The 22,089-nt window shown below is 62.4% G+C and carries 16 protein-coding genes and 1 tRNA gene; 8 read left to right on the forward strand and 9 right to left on the reverse strand.

Annotation, left to right across the window (positions count from 1 at the left end):
- The first annotated feature begins 63 nt into the window (after positions 1-63).
- Entirely contained in the window at positions 64-2,970 is a 2,907-nt protein-coding gene (locus DJ70_RS08615; protein WP_094531992.1) for a DNA methyltransferase, read from the forward strand.
- Between the two features lie 130 nt (positions 2,971-3,100).
- Here DJ70_RS08615 and DJ70_RS08620 read toward each other — a convergent pair whose 3' ends face one another.
- Both DJ70_RS08620 and DJ70_RS08625 read right to left on the reverse strand, forming a co-directional pair.
- Positions 3,101-3,421 (reverse strand): hypothetical protein, encoded by a 321-nt coding sequence (locus tag DJ70_RS08620; protein ID WP_143420992.1) that lies wholly within the window; start codon positions 3,419-3,421, stop codon positions 3,101-3,103.
- A 65-nt stretch (positions 3,422-3,486) separates the two neighbouring features.
- Positions 3,487-4,353, reverse strand: a complete 867-nt coding sequence (locus tag DJ70_RS08625) for a DNA adenine methylase (RefSeq protein WP_094531996.1) — start codon at positions 4,351-4,353, stop codon at positions 3,487-3,489.
- A gap of 167 nt (positions 4,354-4,520) precedes the next feature.
- On the opposite strand from DJ70_RS08625, the gene DJ70_RS08630 reads away from it, so the two are divergent.
- A complete protein-coding gene (locus DJ70_RS08630; protein WP_094531998.1) occupies positions 4,521-4,730 on the forward strand; it encodes a hypothetical protein in 210 nt (69 codons plus the stop codon).
- Positions 4,731-4,734: 4 nt separating this feature from the next.
- Here DJ70_RS08630 and DJ70_RS08635 read toward each other — a convergent pair whose 3' ends face one another.
- The 4 genes from DJ70_RS08635 to DJ70_RS08650 form a co-directional block, all read right to left on the reverse strand.
- A complete protein-coding gene (locus tag DJ70_RS08635) occupies positions 4,735-6,282 on the reverse strand; it encodes a DNA-methyltransferase (RefSeq protein WP_094532000.1) in 1,548 nt (515 codons plus the stop codon).
- Positions 6,283-6,849: 567 nt separating this feature from the next.
- Positions 6,850-7,623, reverse strand: a complete 774-nt coding sequence (locus DJ70_RS16875; RefSeq protein WP_143420993.1) for a hypothetical protein — start codon at positions 7,621-7,623, stop codon at positions 6,850-6,852.
- Positions 7,624-7,935: 312 nt separating this feature from the next.
- Positions 7,936-8,008 (reverse strand) — tRNA-Arg (locus DJ70_RS08645).
- 50 nt (positions 8,009-8,058) lie between these two features.
- The gene (locus tag DJ70_RS08650) at positions 8,059-8,667 is read right to left on the reverse strand and encodes a TetR/AcrR family transcriptional regulator (protein WP_094532004.1); all 609 of its coding nucleotides are present in this window, start codon (positions 8,665-8,667) and stop codon (positions 8,059-8,061) included.
- Between the two features lie 242 nt (positions 8,668-8,909).
- On the opposite strand from DJ70_RS08650, the gene DJ70_RS08655 reads away from it, so the two are divergent.
- The 4 genes from DJ70_RS08655 (at position 8,910) to pepF (ending at position 15,486) form a co-directional block, all read left to right on the forward strand.
- On the forward strand, positions 8,910-10,586 hold the full coding sequence (locus DJ70_RS08655; protein ID WP_094532006.1) for a COG1361 S-layer family protein: 1,677 nt from the start codon (positions 8,910-8,912) through the stop codon (positions 10,584-10,586).
- The gene (locus tag DJ70_RS08660; RefSeq protein ID WP_094532008.1) at positions 10,587-13,073 is read left to right on the forward strand and encodes an efflux RND transporter permease subunit; all 2,487 of its coding nucleotides are present in this window, start codon (positions 10,587-10,589) and stop codon (positions 13,071-13,073) included. It abuts the gene before it with no gap.
- Between the two features lie 43 nt (positions 13,074-13,116).
- Positions 13,117-13,590, forward strand: a complete 474-nt coding sequence (gene rimI, locus DJ70_RS08665; protein ID WP_094532010.1) for a ribosomal protein S18-alanine N-acetyltransferase — start codon at positions 13,117-13,119, stop codon at positions 13,588-13,590.
- A gap of 96 nt (positions 13,591-13,686) precedes the next feature.
- Entirely contained in the window at positions 13,687-15,486 is a 1,800-nt protein-coding gene (pepF, locus tag DJ70_RS08670; RefSeq protein WP_094532012.1) for an oligoendopeptidase F, read from the forward strand.
- Positions 15,487-15,575: 89 nt separating this feature from the next.
- Here the strand turns inward: pepF and DJ70_RS08675 are convergent, their stop codons facing one another.
- A complete protein-coding gene (locus tag DJ70_RS08675) occupies positions 15,576-15,965 on the reverse strand; it encodes a DUF2237 family protein (protein WP_094532014.1) in 390 nt (129 codons plus the stop codon).
- Positions 15,966-16,229: 264 nt separating this feature from the next.
- Here DJ70_RS08675 and DJ70_RS08680 point away from each other — a divergent pair, with 264 nt between their 5' ends.
- Positions 16,230-17,366: an aminopeptidase gene (locus DJ70_RS08680; RefSeq protein WP_094532016.1), complete on the forward strand. Its 1,137-nt coding sequence runs from the start codon at positions 16,230-16,232 to the stop codon at positions 17,364-17,366.
- A gap of 45 nt (positions 17,367-17,411) precedes the next feature.
- Here DJ70_RS08680 and DJ70_RS08685 read toward each other — a convergent pair whose 3' ends face one another.
- Together DJ70_RS08685 and DJ70_RS08690 are read right to left on the reverse strand one after the other, a co-directional pair.
- Positions 17,412-19,622 (reverse strand): LUD domain-containing protein, encoded by a 2,211-nt coding sequence (locus DJ70_RS08685; protein ID WP_094532018.1) that lies wholly within the window; start codon positions 19,620-19,622, stop codon positions 17,412-17,414.
- Positions 19,623-20,129, reverse strand: coding sequence for a LutC/YkgG family protein (locus DJ70_RS08690; RefSeq protein WP_094532020.1), 507 nt, complete (start codon positions 20,127-20,129; stop codon positions 19,623-19,625).
- A 181-nt stretch (positions 20,130-20,310) separates the two neighbouring features.
- On the opposite strand from DJ70_RS08690, the gene DJ70_RS08695 reads away from it, so the two are divergent.
- The gene (locus DJ70_RS08695; RefSeq protein ID WP_094532021.1) at positions 20,311-22,023 is read left to right on the forward strand and encodes an L-lactate permease; all 1,713 of its coding nucleotides are present in this window, start codon (positions 20,311-20,313) and stop codon (positions 22,021-22,023) included.
- The last annotated feature ends 66 nt before the right edge of the window (positions 22,024-22,089 follow it).

The raw sequence follows: 22,089 nt of genomic DNA on the forward strand, positions 1-22,089 counted from the left end.
AGAGAAGCAAGCAAAGAGCCACAATGAAGATTGATATTGAATTTACGAAGGAGGCTTCAATTCATGAATAGCGAAACGTGTAAATCAGCGGTAGAGCTGGAAATGCTGGCCTCCGGAATGGCAAAGCAGCACGAAAACTTTCTGGATGCCACTCAAGAACTCGTTGATAACTCGGTGGCTGCAGTCGTTGACGGAGAGAGCTACTTCGATGAGCCTGATGAACGGATTAATATCTCTATCTCGTTTGTTCGCGGGGAAGAAACGGTAACTACGTACATCTCGGATAATGGTCCCGGCATCACAAGAGAAGACCTCCAGAATCATGTTTTCCGAACAGGTAATAAGGAAATATCGGAGGGGATACTCAATAACGTCGGATGGGGATTGAAAGCGAGTTTAGCTTGGTTTGAGGAATCCCTCAAACAGCGTGACCTCGAAGATGACACTCACTGGTTTTCACTAGTTACCCAGACAACTGAAAGTGATTGTCTACGCGTTGACGGCCCAATAACCGGTGATTTACCCATAGTCGACGCGACAGAAAGTCAGTGGAAGATTGGCGTTCCAGACGGTGTTGATCCATTACTACAGGCTGACCACGGAACGCGCATCCATGCGACGTGTGCACGTTCGCAGTTCGATTCTGATGTCTGGCCCTCGGCTGACTCACTTGGAACGAAAATTCAATACATACGTGAGCGACTCGGCGTCATGTTTCGGCGCTTACTCTCTGCCCGCGATGACAATCAAATAGTCATACATTATCACGACCTACCCTCCAACGAGCAGGGAACGTTTGAGGTACCCCCTATCAGTCCTTCTTATACTGACGAAACAGAGCAGAAGTCTCGCCAATTCCACGTGTCCACTCCTCAAGGAGATCGGTATCAAGTACGGTATGAGGCTGGTACGCTGGATATTGACTCGATGACCAAATGGGCGGAGAAAGAATATCCTGATTTACTCACTCAAAGCGGGAAATTCAGATATCGGTATCGGCCAAGTCAGAACAGGCAAGGTATCGACATTTACGCGAACGGCCGAGTACTGATGACCTCAGTATTTGAGGACCTATTTGACCTGACGCGCAATAATCAGTATAATTACTTCGGAGGCACGCTCCGGATCTTCCCAATCGGCGATACTGATGAAGTGCCGACTGACAATAAGAAGACACGGCTGGATACGAACAGCGAACTCTGGCGTAAGATAAGAGAAGAACTCTCTGACGAGGAATTACTTCCAGAAGGAAGAGAGTACGGTAAGAGAGTCTCGTCGGGTGGCGCGTCGACAACCAATCAAATACCAGAAGAGGAGGAGTCGGCAGAAGAACTCGCAAGCACACCCACATTTGATTCGAACTCAGATATTTTCGGTCTTCACCACGGTGACGCGAAGTCGATCATTCCAGCAATAAGAGACCATGCAACAGACACGCTGAACGAACAAGCGGAGTTCGTTGATACAACAATCACCTCCCCGCCGTACTACGATCTCAAGGAATATGGTTCAAGCGAGGAAAATGAAATAGGACAACACGGATCCTATGTTGAATATCTCCAAGAGCTCCAAAACCTCTTTTCCGAGGTATACTCGGTCACCAGAGATGACGGCTCACTCTGGGTTGTCGTGAATACTTTCCGACGCAATCGCGAAATCGTCCAGCTTCCATTCGACATCGCACGTATTTGTCAGAACCTCGATCAGGGACTAGAGTGTTCAAATTGTGAGAATACGATACTAAGAGGTGTTGAGGAGCTAGATAGCCGACAGACAGCGTGCCCTCACTGCGGCCACACGACGGATAACGATGAGTCGTGGATCCTCCAAGACATCGTCATCTGGAATAAGAACCGCGCTCTTCCGTATACGAAAGAGGGGAGACTACGGAACGTATTCGAGTATATCCTCTGTTTCAGCAAAAATCCTGAATTTGAGCTGCAGATGGATCGTATCCGAGAATCGGATCCCGCCCAATTCAAGAAATGGTGGGCTGATTTCCCCGAACGTTACCATCCACTCGGGAAGCTTCCTGAAAATATCTGGGAGTTTGAACCACCGACACGAGGGTCATTCACTGGAGAGGTAGACGTGTTTGATCACCCCGCAGCGTTTCCTCCAGAGCTAATCGAACAGATTCTCACACTCTCTACTGAGAGTGATGACATCGTGCTAGATCCCTTTGCTGGCTCTGGTGTTGTGCTGGGACAATCAGAGCTGATGGATCGGAGACCAATCGGTGTTGAGCTAAATAAAAAGTACTGCGATGTTTATCCTGCTCTGAGGGAATATCTGGAGGATCAGCACGAAGAGCAGGATCAGGTTGCGTCACAGGAGAATCTGGCTCAGATCATCTGCGGATTACGCCAAACAAAGTATGCGCGAGAATTGCTCCGAACAATGGCGGGAGAACTCGGCCTCTCAAGCCCCTCACAATTGGATGTACATACTACCTTCCTCGTGAGTCGGGAACTCGGGTACCAGTCGGTGGAGAATGATGTCCACGGGCAGATAGATCTAATTCTTCTTGTTGATGATGAGACGACCGCCCGACAGGCATTAGACTACGATGAAAAGGCGGAAGAAGTCACGACCATCCAACCTTGCTCTGGCTTCGGGATTCGTGCTCGGACATTAGTTCTGACAGTAGAAGAGTTCATCAACGAAATCGCTAATGATACCTATACACATCTGCCAGAGGAACTCTTCATTTACGAGGATGGTAGACATTACGTGTATTCAGAAGGTATCTCGTACGACGAATGGCGAAAGCTGAATGACGGCTCTGATCAGTGGACGGAGCGGTATTCTGATGACAAGATTCCTCCAATTGTCTCTAACATCGGGATGGAAATAAATCACCCAAAGCACTCCATGGAAACTGTCTCAAGAGAGTTGTCTGGGAACCATGAGATGCAATTACACAGATCCGAGGGAGGTCATCGTAAACACATAATCCGAAGAAGCTGAACATCAGGACCCACAAAGCGAGTTAAATCCTATCGTCGATAGATATGGAAGTGTCCGAAGAATAGAATTTCAACGAAGTCGCTTATTACAATCCGTTATGAGGAGAAGACGAGCTACCGACGGTGGTAAATCAAAGGTATCCCCGCGATTGCAACTGGTTTTTCGCATCCTCTAGATCAATTTGGATATCGACGATCTCATCATTTGAGTTGAATACGACCTCACCGACATCGATCGGTGAATGCGAGTAGTCACCTTCGACGGGGAGATGATCCGTTACCATTCCGCCATCCTGTCGATCAGCCTGAAAGAACTTCGCCTCGATGCGTTCGAGTTCCTCAAAGAATATCTCAGGAACTCCTTCCTCATCAGAAACCCAGCAGTGGTACTGGTCCGAGTCCGTACGGTGTGCTGTAAGAGTGAACCTTTGTTTTGATACCTTGTTGCTCATGTTGGCTCTGTTGCCCTCGTACTGCATATCATCCTCTGTCAGAGTGGACTGGGAACATACGAGGGTTAAACATAGTTTCCTAAATCCTGTTGTTGCTGGTCATCAGTCGGTACGTTTGTAATAATAACTTCCGCCACGTCATCGCGATTGTCTGCATCACTGTTCACCATTCTCGTTGCGTCGACGATATCAATCGTAAATCCGGACACGTTCTCGTAGAGTTCGCCAACTGGTGGTGAGTTCGAGATAACGACGTACACCCCGTTTTTACTTAGTTTGACAGCGAAATCGCGTAGTCGTCGCTGGTCGTCTTTGTCAAACCCATCTGATTGGTACTGGGTAAAATCCGCAGTCTGAGACACAGGCTGATAGGGTGGATCGAAGTAGACGAGGTCACCCTCATCAGCGTCGTCTACGACATAGTCGAAGTCCTGATTATGAATCTCGATGTCATCAAGTATGTTGCTCGCTTTCCGAATTTGTCGTTCCCGAATGAAATCTGGATTTGTGTGTCGACCAAATGGAACGTTGAAGCCCCCAGATTGGTTCTCCCGGTATAGTCCATTGTATCCGGTTCGATTTAGGTAGAGCATCAAGCTCGCCTCCTCTACTTGTTGTTCGAGGGAACGGTCGTCGAGCTTGTGGAGTTCATTGAACCGGTCGCGAGCATCGTAATAGTACTCTTCCTCATACTCGTGGCGGTGGTTCTCTTCGATTAATTGTTCGGGGTGATCGCGGATGACTTCATAGAATGTAATCAACCGTCGATTGAGGTCATTTATTGTGCCTTCGGAGGGTTCAATATCAAAAAAGACCGCACCGCCGCCGATGAACGGCTCATGATATTTGTCATACGAGATGGGAAATCGCGAGCGAAGCTCCTGAAGGAGTTGTCGCTTCCCTCCAACCCACTTGAGAATCGGCTCAGCCATCTACCGATTTTATCGGTCGTTGGGTGATAAACCCCGAGGGCTTCGACAAAGACTGATCGTCGACTCCAAATGGTACCTTGCGATGTCTAGTGGATAATATAACTGTGCGAGCGGATCAATACTGCTGGAAACAATAATTAAGACAGTTCATACTCATCACTCGCGTAATGGCTAGCACTGAAGACGAGTTCCTGACGCAGGATATCTACGAAGAGAAGGCGATGCTCATTGTCGAACAGCTGCTCGAAAAGGGAACAATTGAAATGAAGCACGATGAGCCGGTGCTACATCACGTTCCATCGGGAGCACGGTTTGAGTCAGCAGTGAATATGGCCCACTTCCACAAAGGCTGGGAGGCGCGGGGGGAGGAGTCTTAGTAATTTAATCAAAACTGCTGAAGTCTACCTGATGCCCCTCGGCGTCTTGCTTGCGTTTGTCCATTGGGTTTTCAGCCTGAATATTTATATTCGAGATTAGTGGCGGCCTGCTCTTTGACCAGTATCGCTTCCACTCGCCGGCCTCAACGAGCGCCTTCCAATCAGCTGGCGTGAAACTGTGCTCTGCCCAGTTGTGAGCGCCGTCGATGTACAGATGGTACTCATTCTCTAGGTCAACGTCGCGTTCCGGGAGACGCTCGCTGAGATAATCATGGAGAGTGATGAACTCTGGATTAAATTCAACTCCGTAGTAATCACCGGAACCTTTGTTCTCCGACAACATTCCTTCCCTCGCGGCATCAATGTCAACGTTCTTGAAATCAGACCCAGATTCGCACACATAGAGCAGTTCGGCTTCGGGTTCATCGACCTCGCCAAACTGTGCCGGGTCGCTGACGGCGTGAATAAACTCGATTTGCCCTTCGCGGATATCGTGCTCTTCTGAGTTTATGAACTCCTTGTACAGTTCAAGCGCGTACTTGTGAACTCGGAGAGTGTAGATTTTCCGTGCAAGTTCAGCTTGTTCATCACGGAGTGTCGACTGAACCGTCCCAACCTCACGAAGGGCGGTAGGACGGACATGTTCTTCGTAATAGTCGATATACTCCTCGTTCAACTCAAACCCAAGCGGCTTTCGATCGAGGGCCTCCGCAATAGCGAGTGTCGTCCCAATTCCGGCGAAGGGATCGAATACGACGTCGCCGGGATCGGAAGCGAGGCGAACAATCCGCTCTACAAGCCCTTCCGGGAACGGGCTCGGGTGGAAACTTTTTTTCGGTCCCCACTGCCCCTGCTTCGGGATCGGGAACTCCCAAACGTTGCTCGGGACGATTCCCTTCGGATTGTATCGTTCGGGGTAATTCACCCACCACTGCTCGAACTCGTCGGTATTGGTGATCCGAATCGCGTCTTTGTTGTACTTGAAGTCGTCTGTCTTGGAGAACATCGTCACATGCTCATACACGTTGCGCAAACGACCTTTCTGGTGCCACGGACGTGTCCGGAGCTTATCCCAGATGATATTGTCCTCCATCCGCCATGACTCCGGCAGCGGATCATAGACCTCTCCACACGTCCTACAAATTAGCGTCCCATCTGCACGATCGCGACGAAGAACTCCCTCGCAGTTCTCCTCTAGACAGGTTTCGTAGTTTGGTAGGTTTTCTAGTTCGTCGGCGATATCGAACGGCAGGCGGACGACACGGCCTCCAGTCTTGTACGTATCAGTGACGATCCAGAGCGTACAATCGTCGGAGGCGATATCATAGCATTGTCTGTAGATCTCGCGAATGTCGTCAAGAAAATCCTCATAATTCTGCTTACCTACCTGTTCCTCGTGCTCTCCGTAATCTACTAAGTCGGCGTAAGGGGGAGAAGTAATGATTGTGTCGACGAGACCGTCGGTATCATCAAACTCCTCCTCTAACCTCGACTTCAGCTCCCGCGAATCATGTTGATAGATACGAAAGCGAGAGTCAAGATCGTCGCTCATTTCTTATCAATCTCTCTAGTAGGACTGGTCATAAAGGAGTTGATAAGGCTTGAGAGAGTTCTCTGTTGATGTCTTGAATACACAACAAGAGACACGATTGTTGCTGTGGAACAAGTTATTGACCTGTCCCATCGAGCAATTCTCTTGTTGATCTTCAATTCCAGCCATAACTAACAGGATGGAGCAGTACAAGCAGTAGACAATGAGACGATTTGAGGTGGGGGATCAAGTTCGCATTGATATTCCAGATAGGGAGGATCCAGATCACAGTCGTCTCCATCGGAAAACCGGGATGATTGTCGAAGTTTTTGAAGACGACGCGGGAAGCGAAACGGGAGATCCACGTGATTCCCATCTATTCCGTGTTGACACAGGCGATGGCAATACCGAAAATCTTCGATGGCGGGATCTTCGACCGGTAGAAAATAATTCCAGATGAGTTTGGTTTACAATTCATCTCTTTGTTGTTATCGAACCTCTAGACCTGTTTAAGTCTGAAACACCCGATTGACGAAGGTGGGAGTTGACGGCTGGAAATCCTACCAAAAGTTCTCAAACACGACCGAATTAGGCCTCTTGCTGAATTAACTGTCGTAGTGCGTTGATTAGACTGTCTGACTTATAGAACAGGTCGAAGTTGTTCGTGATCAGTTGGGTAAAGTAGTTTGTGGGATCATCAAATAGTCTGCCGACTACAGGTAACCCGGGGAGAGCGTTAAGAAAATAAAAGAATCCGACGAGGAACAGTCCTGTCTGACCTAACAGTGAACGGTTCCATACGCCGTTTCCAACAATCTGCGCTCGTCGACGTGTCTGTACCCATCCCTTTCCGACGCGAAGCTCTTCGCTCAGCGTTTGATGAACTAGAGTGTCCACATGTAGGAACCACAGGTAGATGACACCCAGTGCGATAACTGTGACAGGGACACTTGCTTCAATTACCGCGAGCAGGTGTAACCCGTCCATGGCAACAGAATAGACCCACCGAGCAGAAAACAACCCAGAGACTACCGCAACGACGGTTAGCGCCTTGCTCAGCCACCCAAGGATTTTCTCTGGGAGAGTAAGCAGAGAAGTCACCGTTTCATGGGAATCATAGTTGGGAATCCGACTGTGAGGCTTGACTGCCCATTCTCGCAAGTCAGGGTTGCTATACTCGCTGAAAGCGTCCTGAAGCTCGTCGATATCTGAATACGCAGTAGCGTAGATATCAACTACCTGCTTCCGTGCAGTTTTCAAATCCTTAATTGGGACGAGAGCAAGAAGCAGCTGAGTCCACAACTTGCTGATCTTACTCCGAGGAAGTATGTGAGCCGGGTGTGTTTCAGATTGGCTCGGCATAGTTCTATTACAGTGACAAGACTGATAAAACCGTCCGTGAAGAGACATAAATTCAGTATCTAAAAATGGATCCTCAGCGCGGTGCTAGTTGCTTAGTGAGTCTGATTTGGTCTGTACCCTACTTACCATCAAGTTCCTACGAGGGAAGCAAATCGACCAATTCAATACCTCTCACCACCGTTTGGATGTACGCGAATCGCAGGAAGGCTTCGACCCCCGTTACGCGACGTAACGAAATCACTCGCAGATCGCAGTTGTCCTTTATAAGGAACGTACTGCCGTCTGTCGGATTTGGATCGTTACGAAACGGAACGGGCGCGACGGGATTTGAACCCGCGGCATCTTGGTCCGGAACCAAGTGCTCTGTCCGCTGAGCTACGCGCCCTCACTACGTCGTCGTTCGGGCGGGCGTTTAACGCTTCTGACTCCCGTCGCTCAGTCGACGAACAGCCCGTCGACGATTGTCTCGATCAGGGCCGCCTCGACCTCCTCGTACTCGGAGACGTGGAGGACGGCGATGGGGGAGTCCTGCGCGCGGGTGACGAAGATGAGCGAGCGGAGCAGCCCGTTTATGAGGTCGGGGTCGTCATACCGGACCTCGTCCATCGCCGCCCAGCGACTGGCGTAGGGGAGGTCGGCCTCGCGCGGGTGGGAACCGAGCGACTCGCGGTCGGCCTCCGAGAGTTGGTCGTACAGTTGCTGGAGTTCGCCCCCGACGATCAGCCGGGAGGCGAGCGGGTTCGTCCGGACCTCCCGAAACGTCGTCCGGAGCATCGTTCTCACCTCCTCGCGTGGCGTCTCGGCCTCCGAGACCGCCGCGTCGATGTGGGCCTCGATCCGCTCCTGTTCGGCGTGGAGGACGGCGACGTACAGGGCCTCCTTCGAGTCGAAGAACTGATAGAAGGTGCTGGTGCCGATGCCGACCGCCTCGGTGACGTCCTTGATCCGGGTGCGATCGAAGCCGAACCGGGCGAACAGCTCGCGACCGTCCTCGACGAGCTGTGACCGGATCCGGTCGCGCTCGGACTCGGAGAACCGACTCATTGGTCTTCGCTCGTGTGATCGCTGCGGGGCGATGTTCCTCTGGCCATGCCGGCACTACGAATCCAAAAACAAAGGAGTTATTGATTCGTGGATTCTCCTACGAACGTGAATCAGACGCAGGACCACGCCGGACGTCGACCCGTCCGAGAGCCGACGAGGTCGGGTCGACGTTCGGCGGAGCAGGCGGTCTCGAGTCGGACCGAACGGCAGCGATCCTCCGCTTCCGTCGATCGGAGGGACGGATGAACGCGCGGTCGATCCTCGTCGCCCTCGTCTCCGTGACGCTGTTGACGAGCGGGACCGCCGGGCTCGCCGTCGCGGCGACGACCGGCGGCGGACCGTCGGACGTCGGCGACGCCGCGGCCCCGACGACGACGACGCTCCAGCAGTCCGGCGGACTGATCCGCGGCTCCCCGGACCTGGCGGTCAGCACGTCGGACCCGACGCTCAACCCGGGCCGGACGAACACGCTTCCGCTCCAGATCACCAACGACGGCGACCTGGATCTCGGCACCGCGTCGTCGCGCTCGGTGGTCACGACCGCGCGGAACGTCCGCGTCGAGGCGGACGCCGAGGAGACGCCCCTGACCGTCGAGACCGGGACCCTCGCGATCGGCGCCGTCACGGAGAACAAGCCGGGGAAGGCGCCGATCGCCGTGAGCGTCCCCAGCGACGTCGCGGAGGGAACCTACACGATCGACGTCGAGGTGAAGTACTCCTACACCTTCCAGCAGTCGGGCGGCGTCACGTACGACCGCGAGGGAACGCTCACGACCGAGATCGACGTCGAGGTCGACGGCGACGCGCGCTTCGAGATCACGAACGCGACGACCGACGCGAAGGTCGGCGAGACCGGCGTCGTCGAGGCGGAGGTGCGCAACGTCGGAGCCGACGGCGCGCGCGACCTGACGGTGGCCATGTCGTCGTCGAGCCCCCAGGTCACGTTCGGCGGAACCGCGAGCGACACGGCACAGATCGACGCGCTCGCCCCGAACGAGACCGCGACCGTCCGCTACGACGTCGCCTTCACGCCGGGCGCGTCGGTCCGGGAGTACGTCCTCGACGGCACCGTCCGGTTCGAGACGCCGGAGGGGTACCCGCGCGTCGACGAGGACCCGTCCGTCGGCGTGACGCCGCGAACCGAACAGCGGTTCAGCGTCGACGACGTGGAGGCGGACCTCTACGTCGGCGAGCAGGGCGAGCTGTACGGAACGGTGACCAACGAGGGGCCGGATCCGGCACGCAACGTCGTCGTCCAGTTCGCCGAGGAGTCGCCGAACGTGATCCCGCGCGAGTCGTCCGTCGCGGTCGGCACGCTCGCCGCGGGCGAGTCCGGTTCCTTCCGGCTGCCGATCGAGGTCGGCGGCGAGGCGGAGCCGATCGACCGGACCTCCGACGTCGTCGTCCAGTACCGCAACGAGGAGAACGAACGCCGGGCGTATCGGGACCTCGAGCTGCTGTACTCCGTCGAGCCGCAGCGCGACCGGTTCGGCCTCTCCGTCGAGACGCGCGAGATCGAAGCCGGCGGGCAGGTCGACCTGACCGTCGAGGTGACGAACGAGCTGGACGAGCCGGTCACGGACGTGGAGGCGCGGCTGTTCGCTGACAGCCCGCTCGAAAGCGACAACGACGAGGGGTTCGTGTCGACGCTGGAGCCCGGCGAGTCGACGACGATGACGTTCGACCTCTCCGCGGAGTCGTCGGGGGTCGCGAAGACGTACCCCGTCTCGTTCGACTTCCGGTACGACGACGCCGACGGCGACAGCCAGCTGTCGGACACGACCCGCGTCCCGATAACCGTCGTCGAGCCCGAGGAGAGCTCCCCGCTGTCGGGCATCGGAACGCTCCCGCTCGTGCTCGGCGTCCTCGTCGTGCTCGCCGCCCTCGGGGGCGGCCTCTACGTCACACAGCGAGAATAGATGACCCGAGCCGGACGGTGGATCGAGGACGCCACCACGCGACTCAACGAGGTCATCGTCTCGCGGCCGCGGGCGGTCGTCGTCGCGTTCCTGCTCGTGACCGCGGTGTTCGCCGGCGGGATGACCGCCGTCGAGACGCAGACGAACCCGACGGAGGGGTTCTCCGAGGACCTCCCCGAGCAGGAGGCGCTCGACGCGATCGAAAACGAGTTCGACGAGCCGTTCACGACCGAGCCGGAGACGACGCAGCTGATCCACGGCGGCACCGACGTGCTCACCCGCGAGGAGACGCTGACGATGCTGCGGCTGTTGGAGCGGATCGACTCCCGCGAGGACCTCCACATGGAGTCCGCGAACGGTCCCGCGACGGCCATCGCCGGGGCGATCGACCCCTCGGCCGAGAGCCCGTCGGCGATGCGGGCCGCGGTCGCGGGCGCGACGGACGCCGAGTTCCGTCGGGTCGTCCGGCGGCTGAGCGAGCGTCCGGAGTTCGACGCGGCCGTCTCGGACGACTTCAACCCGACCGAGGCGTCGGCCTCGACGACGATCACCGTCGTCAGACACGACGTGCCGCAGGGGTTCGACGACCTCCAGTCGGTCCAGACGGAGATCCGGACGCTCGCGAACGACGAGCCGGCCGACATCCGGACCTTCGGGACGGGCATCATCAACGCCGAGACGGGGCGGGTCATCGCCGACTCGCTGCTCATCGTGATGCCCGTCGTCGTCGTCCTGCTTCTGGGCTTTCTCGTCGTCGCGTATCGCGACCCGATCGATCTGGCGCTCGGGCTGTTCGCGCTGTTGATGACGCTGATCTGGACGTTCGGCTTCCTCGGCTTCTCCGGGATCCCGTTCGACCAACAGCAGATCGCCGTGCCGGTGCTGCTGCTCGCGGTCGGGGTCGACTTCGGGATCCACTTCATCAACCGGTACCGCGAGGAGACCGTCCAGGGGTACGACCCGGTGCCGGCGATGCGGACCGCGGCGAACCAGCTCGCGATCGCGTTCGTCATCGTCACCGTCACCGCGGTGTTCGGGTTCGGCGCGAACGTGACCTCCGGGCTCGACCCGATCCGGAACCTCGGGATCGTCTCGGCGGTCGGCATCGTCTTCACGTTCCTCATCTTCGGGCTGTTCCTCCCGGCCGCGAAGCTCGAACTCGACCGGCTCCGCGAGCGGTACGGCGTGCCGGAGTTCGGTACCACCCCGATCGCCTCCGAGGAGTCCGCGCTCGGCCGGCTGCTGGCCGTCTCGGTGACGGTCGGGAAGCGCGCGCCGGCGGTGTTCGTCGTCCTCCTGCTTCTCACCGGCGGGGCGTTCGGCGCGTACGGGGCGGGCGTCGACACCACGTTCGAACAGGAGGACTTCCTCCCGCCGGAGGAGGAGCCGGGATACGTCGAGTACATCCCCGAGCCGTTCGCGCCGGGCGAGTACACGGTCACCGAGACGCTGAGCCTGCTCGAGGACAGCTTCTCGGCGAGTCAGGACGCGTCGCTCACGGTGTACGTCGAGGGGCCCTTCGAGGAGGACCACGCGCTCGAGGCGCTCGCCGCGCCGACCGACGACCCGCCCGGCACGCTGGCGGTCGGCGAGGGCGGGCGGGCGGAGACGACGAGCATCGTGACCGTGATCCGGTCACGTGCCGAAGCCGACGAGGAGTTCGCCGCGCTCGTCGCCCGCAACGACCTGAACGGGAACGGGATCCCCGACCGCAACCTCGAGCGGATCTACGCGGAGCTGTTCGACTCGCCGGCCGCCTCGGAGGCGAGTCGCTACCTCACCGACGACCGCCGCGGCGCGCAGGTCGAGTACACGGTCGAGAGCGGCGCGACCCAGAGCGAGATCTCCGCCGACGGCCGGCAGCAGGCGGAACGGTACCGCTACGCGGCGACCGCGACGGGACAGATCGTCGTCTTCGACGCGATCACGGCGATCATCTTCGACTCGGCGATCCAGGGGCTCGTGCTCGCCGTGGGCCTGAGCGGCGTGTTCCTCGTGATCACCTACGGCGTGTTGGAGGGGATGCCGATGCTCGGGATCGTGAACGTGTTCCCGATCACGATCGCCGTCACATCGCTGGTCGGGACGATGCGGTACCTCGGCTATCCGCTGAACGCCCTGACGGCGACGATCCTCTCCATCGCGATCGGGATCGGGATCGCCTACTCGGTCCACATCACCGCCCGGTTCGTCGACGAGTACCGCGAGAACGGCGACGTGGCGACCTCGCTGCGGACGACGCTCACGGGGACCGGCGGGGCGCTCGTCGGCAGCATGCTCACGACCGCGCTCGGGACCGGCGCGCTCGGGCTCGCGATCACGCCCGTGCTCGGCGACTTCGGCGTCCTGATCGCGATGAGCGTGTTCTACTCGTTCGTCATCTCGGTGATCGCGCTCCCGCCCGCCCTGTTCCTCTGGGACCGGCTTCGATCCGGCTCGCCGACCGCCGACCCGGCCGACCCCGTCGAGCCGACCGGCGAGGCGTGACCGCGCCCGTCGCGTTTATTCCGGGGGCTCCCGAAGCGCGGACGTGACTCCCGCCGAGGTGACGATCCGGCAGGCCGAACGTGCCGACCTCCTGGCGGTGCTCCGGATCGAACGCGAGTGCTTCTCGGACCCCTGGCCGTACGACGCCTTCGAGCGGCTGATCGACGCGCCGGCGTTCCTCGTCGCCGAGCGGGACGGCGAGGTCCTCGGCTACCTCGTCGGGGACGTCACCCCGAACGCGGGCCGCGACATCGGACACGTCAAGGACCTCGCGGTCCGCCCCGACGCCCGTGGGCGAGGCGTCGGGCGAGCCCTGTTGCGCGCCGGGCTGGCGCGGCTCCGGACCGCCGGGGCGGCCGTCGCCAAACTCGAGGTCCGCGAGGGGAACGACCCCGCCCGGTCGCTGTACGCGGCCGAGGGGTTCGAGCCGGTCCGGCGGGCGAGGCGGTACTACCGCGACGGCGAGGACGCGCTCGTCCTCGTCGTCGACCTCGCGGAGTGGGCCCGCGGCGGGTGACCGCCTCGCGGGTTCGGCCGCCCGCGGCCGTCCGATCTCCGGGGACCCGATACCCCTTTGACAAGGCTTAGTGCCGGGGGGGATCGACGGGGACGTATGAGTTCGGTTCCCGAGCGGTCCGAGATCGACGAGGCGTACAAGTGGGACCTCGAGAGCGTCTTCGCCGACGACGAGGCGTGGGCGGCGGCCTACGAGGACGTGGAGGGACGGATCGACGAGCTCGGAGCCTACGAGGGGCGCGTCACCGAGAGCCCGGAGACGCTCCTCGAGCTGTTGGAGCTCCGCGAGGAGGTGTTCCGCGAGCTGTCGGCGGTCGCGGTGTACGCCCGGCTCCGGAGCGCGGAGGACACGCGGGACCAGGAGTACCAGGCGATGTCGGCGCGGGCGTCCTCGCTCCAGTCCGAGGCGTCGAGCGCGATCTCGTATCTCCAGCCGGAGCTCCAGTCGCTCACGGCGGAGCGGCTCGCCGAGTTCCTCGAGGCGGAGCCCGACCTCGCCGCGTACGAACACTACCTCGAGGACGTGTTGCGGATGAAACCGCACACGCGCTCGGCGGAGGTCGAGGAGGTGCTCGCGGACCTCTCGGAGGTCACGAGCGCGCCGAGCGAGATCTACTCGATGCTGACGAACGCGGACATGACCTACGGCGTCGTGGAGGACCCCGACGGCGAGGAGGTCGAGATCACCCAGGCCAACTTCACGAAGCTCCAGACGAACCCGGACCGCGACTTCCGCCGCCGGGTCCACGAGACGTTCTACGACGAGTGGGCCGACGTCCGCAACACGGTGGGCACCTCCCTGGAGAAGGCGGTGCGCGAACACGTCGCGAGCGCGGGGATCCGCGACTACGACACCGCCCGCGAGGCCGCCCTCGACGGCTCGAACGTCCCGGTCGCGGTGTACGACACGCTCGTCGACACGGTCGGCGGCAACCTCGACACCCTCCACCGACACGCCGAGTTGAAACGGCGGGCGCTCGGCGTCGACACCCTGGAGAGTCACGACCTCTACATGTCGTTGACGGGCGATCAGGGCCCCGACGTGGAGTACGACCAGGCGGTCGAGTGGGTCGTCGAGGCGGTCGCGCCGCTCGGCGAGGCCTATCAGGAGCGGATGGCGGAGGGGCTCGAGAGCCGGTGGGTCGACGTCTACGAGAACCGCGGGAAGCGCTCCGGCGCGTTCTCTTCCGGCACCTACGACACCCAGCCGTACATCCTGATGAACTACCAGGACGACGTGGCCTCGATGTACACGCTGGCACACGAGCTGGGCCACTCGATGCACTCGGAGCTGGCGAGCGACGCCCAGCCGTGGCACGACGCGAGCTACGAGATCTTCGTCGCCGAGATCGCCTCCACGGTCAACGAGACGCTCCTCACCCACCACTTGCTCGAGACCGTCGAGGACGAGACGCTCCGCACGCACGTGCTCGACGAGTACCTCGAGCGGTTCCGGTCCACCCTGTTCCGCCAGACCATGTTCGCGACGTTCGAACAGCGGATCCACGAGCGGGTCGAGGCGGGCGAGGCGCTCACGCCGGACGTGCTCGACGAGACCTACGCCGACCTCAAGGGCGAGTACTACGAGCCCGCGGCGCTCACCGGCGGCATCGAGCGCGAGTGGGAGCGGATCCCGCACTTCTACTACGACTTCTACGTCTACCAGTACGCGACCGGCATCTCCGCGGCGGCCGCGATCGTCGAGCGCGTCCTCGAGGAGGGCGAGTCCGCCGCGGCCGACTACCGCGAGATGCTGGCGGCGGGGGGCTCCGACTACCCGCTCGAGGTCGTCGAACTCGCCGGGATCGACATGGCCTCGCCCGACCCGATCGAGTCGGCCGTCGGGATCTACGACGACTACCTCGACGAGGTCGCGGCGCTGCTGGACCTCGAGTAGCGAGGTCTCTAGTGTGTATTGTAACCGTTTACCGGCGCTCCGCCAGGACGAGTCGGCGTCGCGCCGGAAATGACTCACAATAAACACTATCACCCGTCGTAGGCGTGGGCCTCGAGCGTCTCCAGGTCGACCGTGTCCAGCACGGCCTCGTTGGTCGCCTCGAGGACGACGGGCGGGACCGTCGTCTCCGGGAGCCGCCGGTCCCGCGTGGCCGACAGCGCCTCGACCCAGCGGCCGAGACAGAGACACCAGCGGTCGCCGGGGTCGAGTCCGGGGAAGTCGAACTCGGGGCGCGGCGTCACGAGGTCGTTGCCCCGCTCCCGGCTGAACCGCAGGAACTCCTCCGTCATCACCGCGCAGAGCTCGTGTCGCCCGCGGTCGCCGGGGTGAGTCCCGCAGCAGCCGTCGCGCTCGAAGCCGGTCGTCGGGTCCGTGCTACAGGCGGCGAGGTCCTCCCCGTGGACGTTCCGGTCGGCCATACGCTCGGGTGGAGACGCGTGAACAAAAAGCCGGCCTCGGCGATCTCCTCGTCCGCGGCGTGTCCGGAACCCACAAGCCACCTGCGGTGGCGCGTGCCTGCGAGGTCGCTTCGCGGCCGAGCAGTACCGCGCGAGGGAGTCGCGACCGAAGGGAGCGACGAGGCTGGGGAGGCGTGAGGTGCGGTGCCGTGCGGTGGGAGGTGGAGGCTTCCGAGCCGTTCACCGCGCCGGCATCGATTTACCGCCCGCCCGCGACTCGCCTCCATGGACGAACGCGTACGCGAGCACGCGGAGGTGCTCGTCGACTGGAGCGCACGGGTCGATCCGGGAGATAACGTCGTCGTGAGCGTCGCCGAGGACGCCCACGACCTCGGCGTCGCCGTCGCCGAGGCGCTCGGCGAGCGCGGCGCGGCCGTGACCACGCTGTACGGCTCCGACGAGCTGAGCCGGGCGTACCTGACGGGCCGCGAGCGTGAGAGCGCGAGCGGCGACGACGCCCCGGAGTTCCCCGACCCCGCCGTCGACCGCGCCCTCCTCGAGGCGGCCGACGTCTACCTCCGGCTCGGCGGCGGGCGCAACACGGCCGCGACCGCGGACGTGGGCCGCGAGACGCGGCAGGCCTACGCGAGATCCCGAAAGGAGGTCAGGGAGCGCCGGATGGCCACCGACTGGGTGTCGACGGTCCATCCCACCCGGAGCCTCGCCCAGCAGGCGGGGATGGCCTACGAGGAGTACCGCGACTTCGTCTACGACGCCGTCCTCCGGGACTGGGAGGCGCTCGCCGGGGAGATGGCGCGGATGAAGGAGGTCCTCGACGCGGGCGAGGAGGTCCGGATCCGCACCGAGCGCGCGGACGCGCCCGACACCGACGTGACGATGTCGATCGCGGGGCGGACCGCGGTCAACTCCGCCGCCTCCGTCGCCTACGACTCGCACAACCTCCCCTCCGGCGAGGTGTTCACGGCCCCCTACGACGCCGAGGGCGAGGTCTTCTTCGACGTGCCGATGACGATCGAGTCGACCCGCGTCCGGGACGTGCGCCTCGTCTTCGAGGACGGCGAAGTGGTCGACTTCGCGGCGGACGCGGGCGAGGAGGCGCTCGAGAGCGTGCTCGAGACGGATCCCGGCGCTCGGCGGCTCGGCGAGCTGGGGGTCGGGATGAACCGCGGGATCGACCGCTTCACCGACTCGATCCTCTTCGACGAGAAGATGGGCGACACGGTCCACCTCGCGGTCGGCCGCGCCTACGACGCCTGTCTGCCGGACGGCGAGTCGGGCAACGAGAGCGCGGTCCACGTCGACATGATAAGCGACGTGAGCGTGGACTCGACGATGGCCGTCGACGGCGAGGTCGTCCAGCGGGACGGGACCTTCCGGTGGGAGGACGGCTTCGACGGCTGATCCCCGGCGGCCCCGAGACGCCGGGTCGCGCTGTCGGGGACCGAGCTACCGCGCGTCGAGCAGCCGCACCGGGTGCGCGGGCCGGCGGGAGAGCAGCGCGTCGAGCTGTTCGAGACACGAGGTCCCGCTCGCGACGACGGCGCGGTCCGCGGTGTCGTCCGTCGTGAACTGGTCGACGAGCGACTCGCCGACGTCGACGCTGAGGTCGTAGTACTCCGACTTGTAGCCGAAGCTCCCGGCCATGCCGCAACACTCCACGTCCGAGGTCGCGACGTCGAAGCCGCGCTCCTCGAGGACCGAGACCGTGTGCGGCTCGAGGCCGAGCGTGCGCTGCTGGCAGTGGCTGTGGTAGGCGATCCGCTCGCCGTCGCCCGCCGCGAGCGCGTCGGCGTCCGCACCGTTCGCCAGGAGGCCGTGGACGTACTCCATCACCTCGTAGCTGTCCTCCCGCAGCGCGGCGTGTTCGTCCTCGGGGAGGAGCCGATCGTACTCCCGGCGGAACATCGCGAGGTCCGACGGCTCGATGACGACGACGTCGTGGCCCGCCGCGACGACCGGCGAGAGCGCCTCGTAGACGGCCTCGGCGTTCGACCTGGCCGTCGCCACCATCCCCTGTGAGAGCGGGGCCCGTCCGCTCTCGCCCGCGGCCGGGACCTCGACGCGGACGTCCAGCGCCTCGAGGACGCGGACGGCCGCCTTCCCGCGTTCGGTCCGCACGTAGTTCGTGTACGCGTCGGGGTAGAGCGCGGCCGTCCGCCGCGCCTCGTCGGGGGCCACCCGCGCCCCCCGATCCTCGAACCACTCGACGAGTGACTCGCGCTCGAACGCCGGGAGCTCGCGGCGGGCGTCGACGCCGAGCGTCCGCTCCATGAGCGAGCGGGCGGGATCGGTCCGGGCAACCCAGTTCGAGAGCGGCGCGAACGTCGAACCGAGCCGCGCCAGCGTATCGAAGTTTCCGAACAGCCGCTTCTGCGGGTCGAGCCCGCCGGGCTCCGCGTCCGGCGTGAGCCCCTCGACGAGGAAGTCGAAGTCGCCCTCCGCCCCGCGGTTGATCCGGTCGCGGACGACGGTGTTGATCCACGGGATGTCGATCTTCACCGGACACTGGTTCACACACCGGCTACACCCCGTACAGAGGTCGTTGAACTCGGCGGCGCTCTCCTCCCCGTGGACGCCCGCCTCCCAGCCGGTGGCGATGCCGCCGGAGTACGTCTCGCCGCCGAAGGCATGTCCGCCGACGTGCTGGAAGTTCGCACACGAGTTCGCACACGCCGAACACCGGATACAGTACAGCGTCTCCCGCAGGTCGTCGTCCTCGCGCATCGCCATGCGGCCGTTGTCGATGAGCACGAGGTGGAACTCGCGGTCGTCGCCCGACTCCAGGGGGCGTTCGTCGTCGGACCCCGCTCCCGCCCCGTCGCCGAACGTCGGCGAGTCGCCGGGCGGCGTGAAAAGCGAGAGGTAGGAGGTGAGGTCCTGTCCGGTCCCCGACCGGCCGATGAGTTCGACGAACGGCCGGAGGTCCTCGACGTTCGGAATCACCTTCTCGACGCCCGCGACCGCGACGTGGGTGTCCGTCGCCTGAACGCACTTCCGGGCGTTCCCCTCGCTCGTGACGAGCGCGAGCGTGCCGGTGTCGGCCGTGACGAAGTTCGCGCCCGTCATGCCGACCTCCGCGTCCAGTATCCGCTCGCCGAGGTACTCGCGAGCGAACCGGGTCAGCTCCTCGGCGGTCTCGAGCGGCTCGTCGGGCTCGAACACCTCGTTGAACAGGTCCGCGATCTCCTCGCGGGACTTGTGGATGGCCGGCGCGACGATGTGTGAGGGGGCCTCGTCGGCCACTTGGAGGACGAACTCGGCGAGGTCGGTCTCCCAGACGTCCGCGCCGCCGGCCTCGAGCGCGTCGTTCACCTCGATCTCCTCGCTCGTCATCGACTTCGATTTCACCACGCTCCGGCCGTCGACGACCTCCTCGATGTACCGGTTCGCGTCGTCGGCGTCGTCGGCGAGGTACACGCTGCCGCCGTCGGCCTCGACCGCCTCGGTGACCCGGTCGAGGAGCTCCGGGAGCCGTTCGATCGCGTCCTCCTTGATCGCGCGGGCCTCGTCTTTGAGTTCCTCGTAGTCCTCGAGGGCCGCCGTGGACTCGTAGCGGCCCTCGTTGAACACCCGCGTGTTCTCGTGGACGCTGTCGCCCTCGGTGTCGAGCAGGCGACGGATGCGTTCGGCCTTCCGCCGGCGGTCGTCGACGCTCATCTATCGGTCCTCCAGCAGCACGACCGTGACGTCCATCGGCCCATGGGCTCCCTTCACGAGCGCGCCCATGTCCGCGGTCGCGCTCGGGCCCGTCGCGATGACGGCCTGTCCGGCGCCGGAACGCACGTCCTCGGCGAGCCGGTCGAACGTCGCGTCCATGTCCGGGAGGAGGTCGCTGGCGGCGAGGACGGCGACGTGTTCGTCGGCGTAGAGGCTGACGGGCTCCTCGCCGTCGGGTCCTCCCTGGATGACGACGGAGCCGTAGTCGGCGATGCCGTACCCGGCGGCGGTGACGCCGGTCGCCGCGGCCTCGAGGTCCGCCACCGTCGGGTCGGTCTCCACGGCGGCCGGGAGCGCGACCCCCTCGAACGGGAGCGGCGTGCCGACCGCGGGCGCGTCGAGACGCGGCGCGAGCGTCGACTCGAACTCCCCGGCCGTCGTCCGAACGAGTTCGACCCCGAGGTCGGCGACCGACGACTCGAAGGTCGCGAGCGGTTCGGTTGACATGTGCCGTCGGTTCACCCAACAGCCTAATGGGCGTTTCCCTCCGGCGTCGGCGCGGGACATGTCACGGATCTCGGCCGCCGGGACCCCGTCTCTCACGCCGACATCTCGCCCGTGGTGTCAGGCGAAAGAAAGTTACATATGGGTGCTCGCGTGACGACGACACGGATCCGACATCACGACCATGACGACCGTACTCACACTCGCCCTCGTCGGCGTCATCCCGATCGGCGTCGCGTTCGTCCTGCTCGCCGGACTCCGGTGGTCCGCGGCCCGCGCGATGGGCGTCGGGTGGCTGCTCGCCGGCGGCATCGGACTCACGTACTGGCGGATGGAGGCCGACTGGCTGGTGGCGTCGGCCCTCTACGGCGCGCTTCAGGCCGTCGACATCATTCTCATCGTCTTCGGCGCCATCCTGCTCATGAACTACCTCGAGGGAAGCGGCGCGATCGCCACCATCAGGTGGTACTTCGGCCAGATCGAGGAGGACCGCCGCATCCAGGTGTTGCTCATCGGTCTGGGATTCATGACCGTCATCGAGGGCGCGGCGGGGTTCGGCACGCCGGGCGCGCTCGCCGCGCCGCTGTTCATCGGCCTCGGGTTCCCGCCGCTCGCCGCCGCGGTGTTCGGGCTCTTCTTTAACGCCCCGAACCCTCCCTTCGGTGCGGCCGGAACGCCCGTCATCGGCGGCACCGGCGCGGTCATCGAACCGGCGCTGCCCGGCGCGATGGGCGTCACGGAGTTCCTCTCGATGGTCTCCGCGTGGTCCGGCGTCGTCACCGGACTCACGTACGTGTTCTGGGGGCTGCTCGGCGTCTTCTTCCTCACGTACTGGTTCGGCGACGCCGACGGCGGGCGCAGCGCCGCGGCGGCGGCCCGTGACACGCTCCCCATCGCGCCGTTCGCGCTCCTGCTCGGGGCCATCACCGGCGGCACGCAGCTCGCGATCGCCTGGGTCGTCGGCCCGGCGCTCCCCGACATCGCGGCCGGGTTCGTCGTGCTCGCGGTCGGGCTGCTCCTCGCGAACAACGACGTCCTCGTTCCCGACCGCGAGTGGGAGTTCCCGGACGACTCGACGTGGAGCGACACGTGGCTCGGCGGCCTCGACCTCGACGAGATCTCTCGAGACCAGCCGAAAAAGGAGATGTCCGTCCTGCTCGCGTGGACGCCCTACCTGCTCGTCGCGGTCGCGCTGCTGCTCACGCGGTGGCCGGACCTGTCCGTCGCGGGCACTGACGTCCTCCCGTGGATACAGAGCTTCTCCCTCTCCCTCGAGTCGATCCTCGGAACGGAGCTCGGATACACGCTTCAGTACCTCTATCTCCCCGGAACGATGCCGTTCGTTCCCATCGCCGTCCTCACCGGCTTCCTCCACCGGATGGATCTCGACGAGATGGGCGCGGCGTGGCGACGGTCGGTCGAGCAGGTCGCGCCCGCCGCGCTCACCCTCGTCATCGCCGTCTCGATGACGCAGATCATGATCCAGTCACAGACGAACGCCGCCGGTCTCCTCGGCATGATGGAGGCGCTCAGCCGGGCGCTCGCGATGGGAGCCGGTGGGCTGTTGCCAGTGGTCTCGCCGTGGGTCGGCGCCATCGGCTCCTTCATGACCGGGAGCAACACGTCCTCGAACATCCTCTTCAGCGTGCTCCAGTACGACGCCGCCGCGGCGGTCGGCCTCTCCCGCACGATCGTCGTCAGCCTCCAGAACGTCGGCGGCGGGCTCGGGAACATGGTCTCCGTGCTGAACGTCGCCGCCATCTGCGGCGTCGTCGGGATCACCGGGCGCGAGGGCGACCTCCTGCGGAAGGCCATCGTCCCGATGGCGATCTTCGCCCTCTTCGCCGGGCTGTTCGGCATGCTGCTGACGTACGTCCTGGTCCCCGGCCTGTTCTGAACGTCCGCGTTCACCGCCGTTTTCCCCGGCCTCAGCGACCGACCCGCCGACCGAGCCGTTCCGTTC

This window comes from Halorubrum halodurans (assembly GCF_002252985.1).
In the GTDB taxonomy this organism is placed as follows: Archaea; Halobacteriota; Halobacteria; order Halobacteriales; family Haloferacaceae; genus Halorubrum; species Halorubrum halodurans.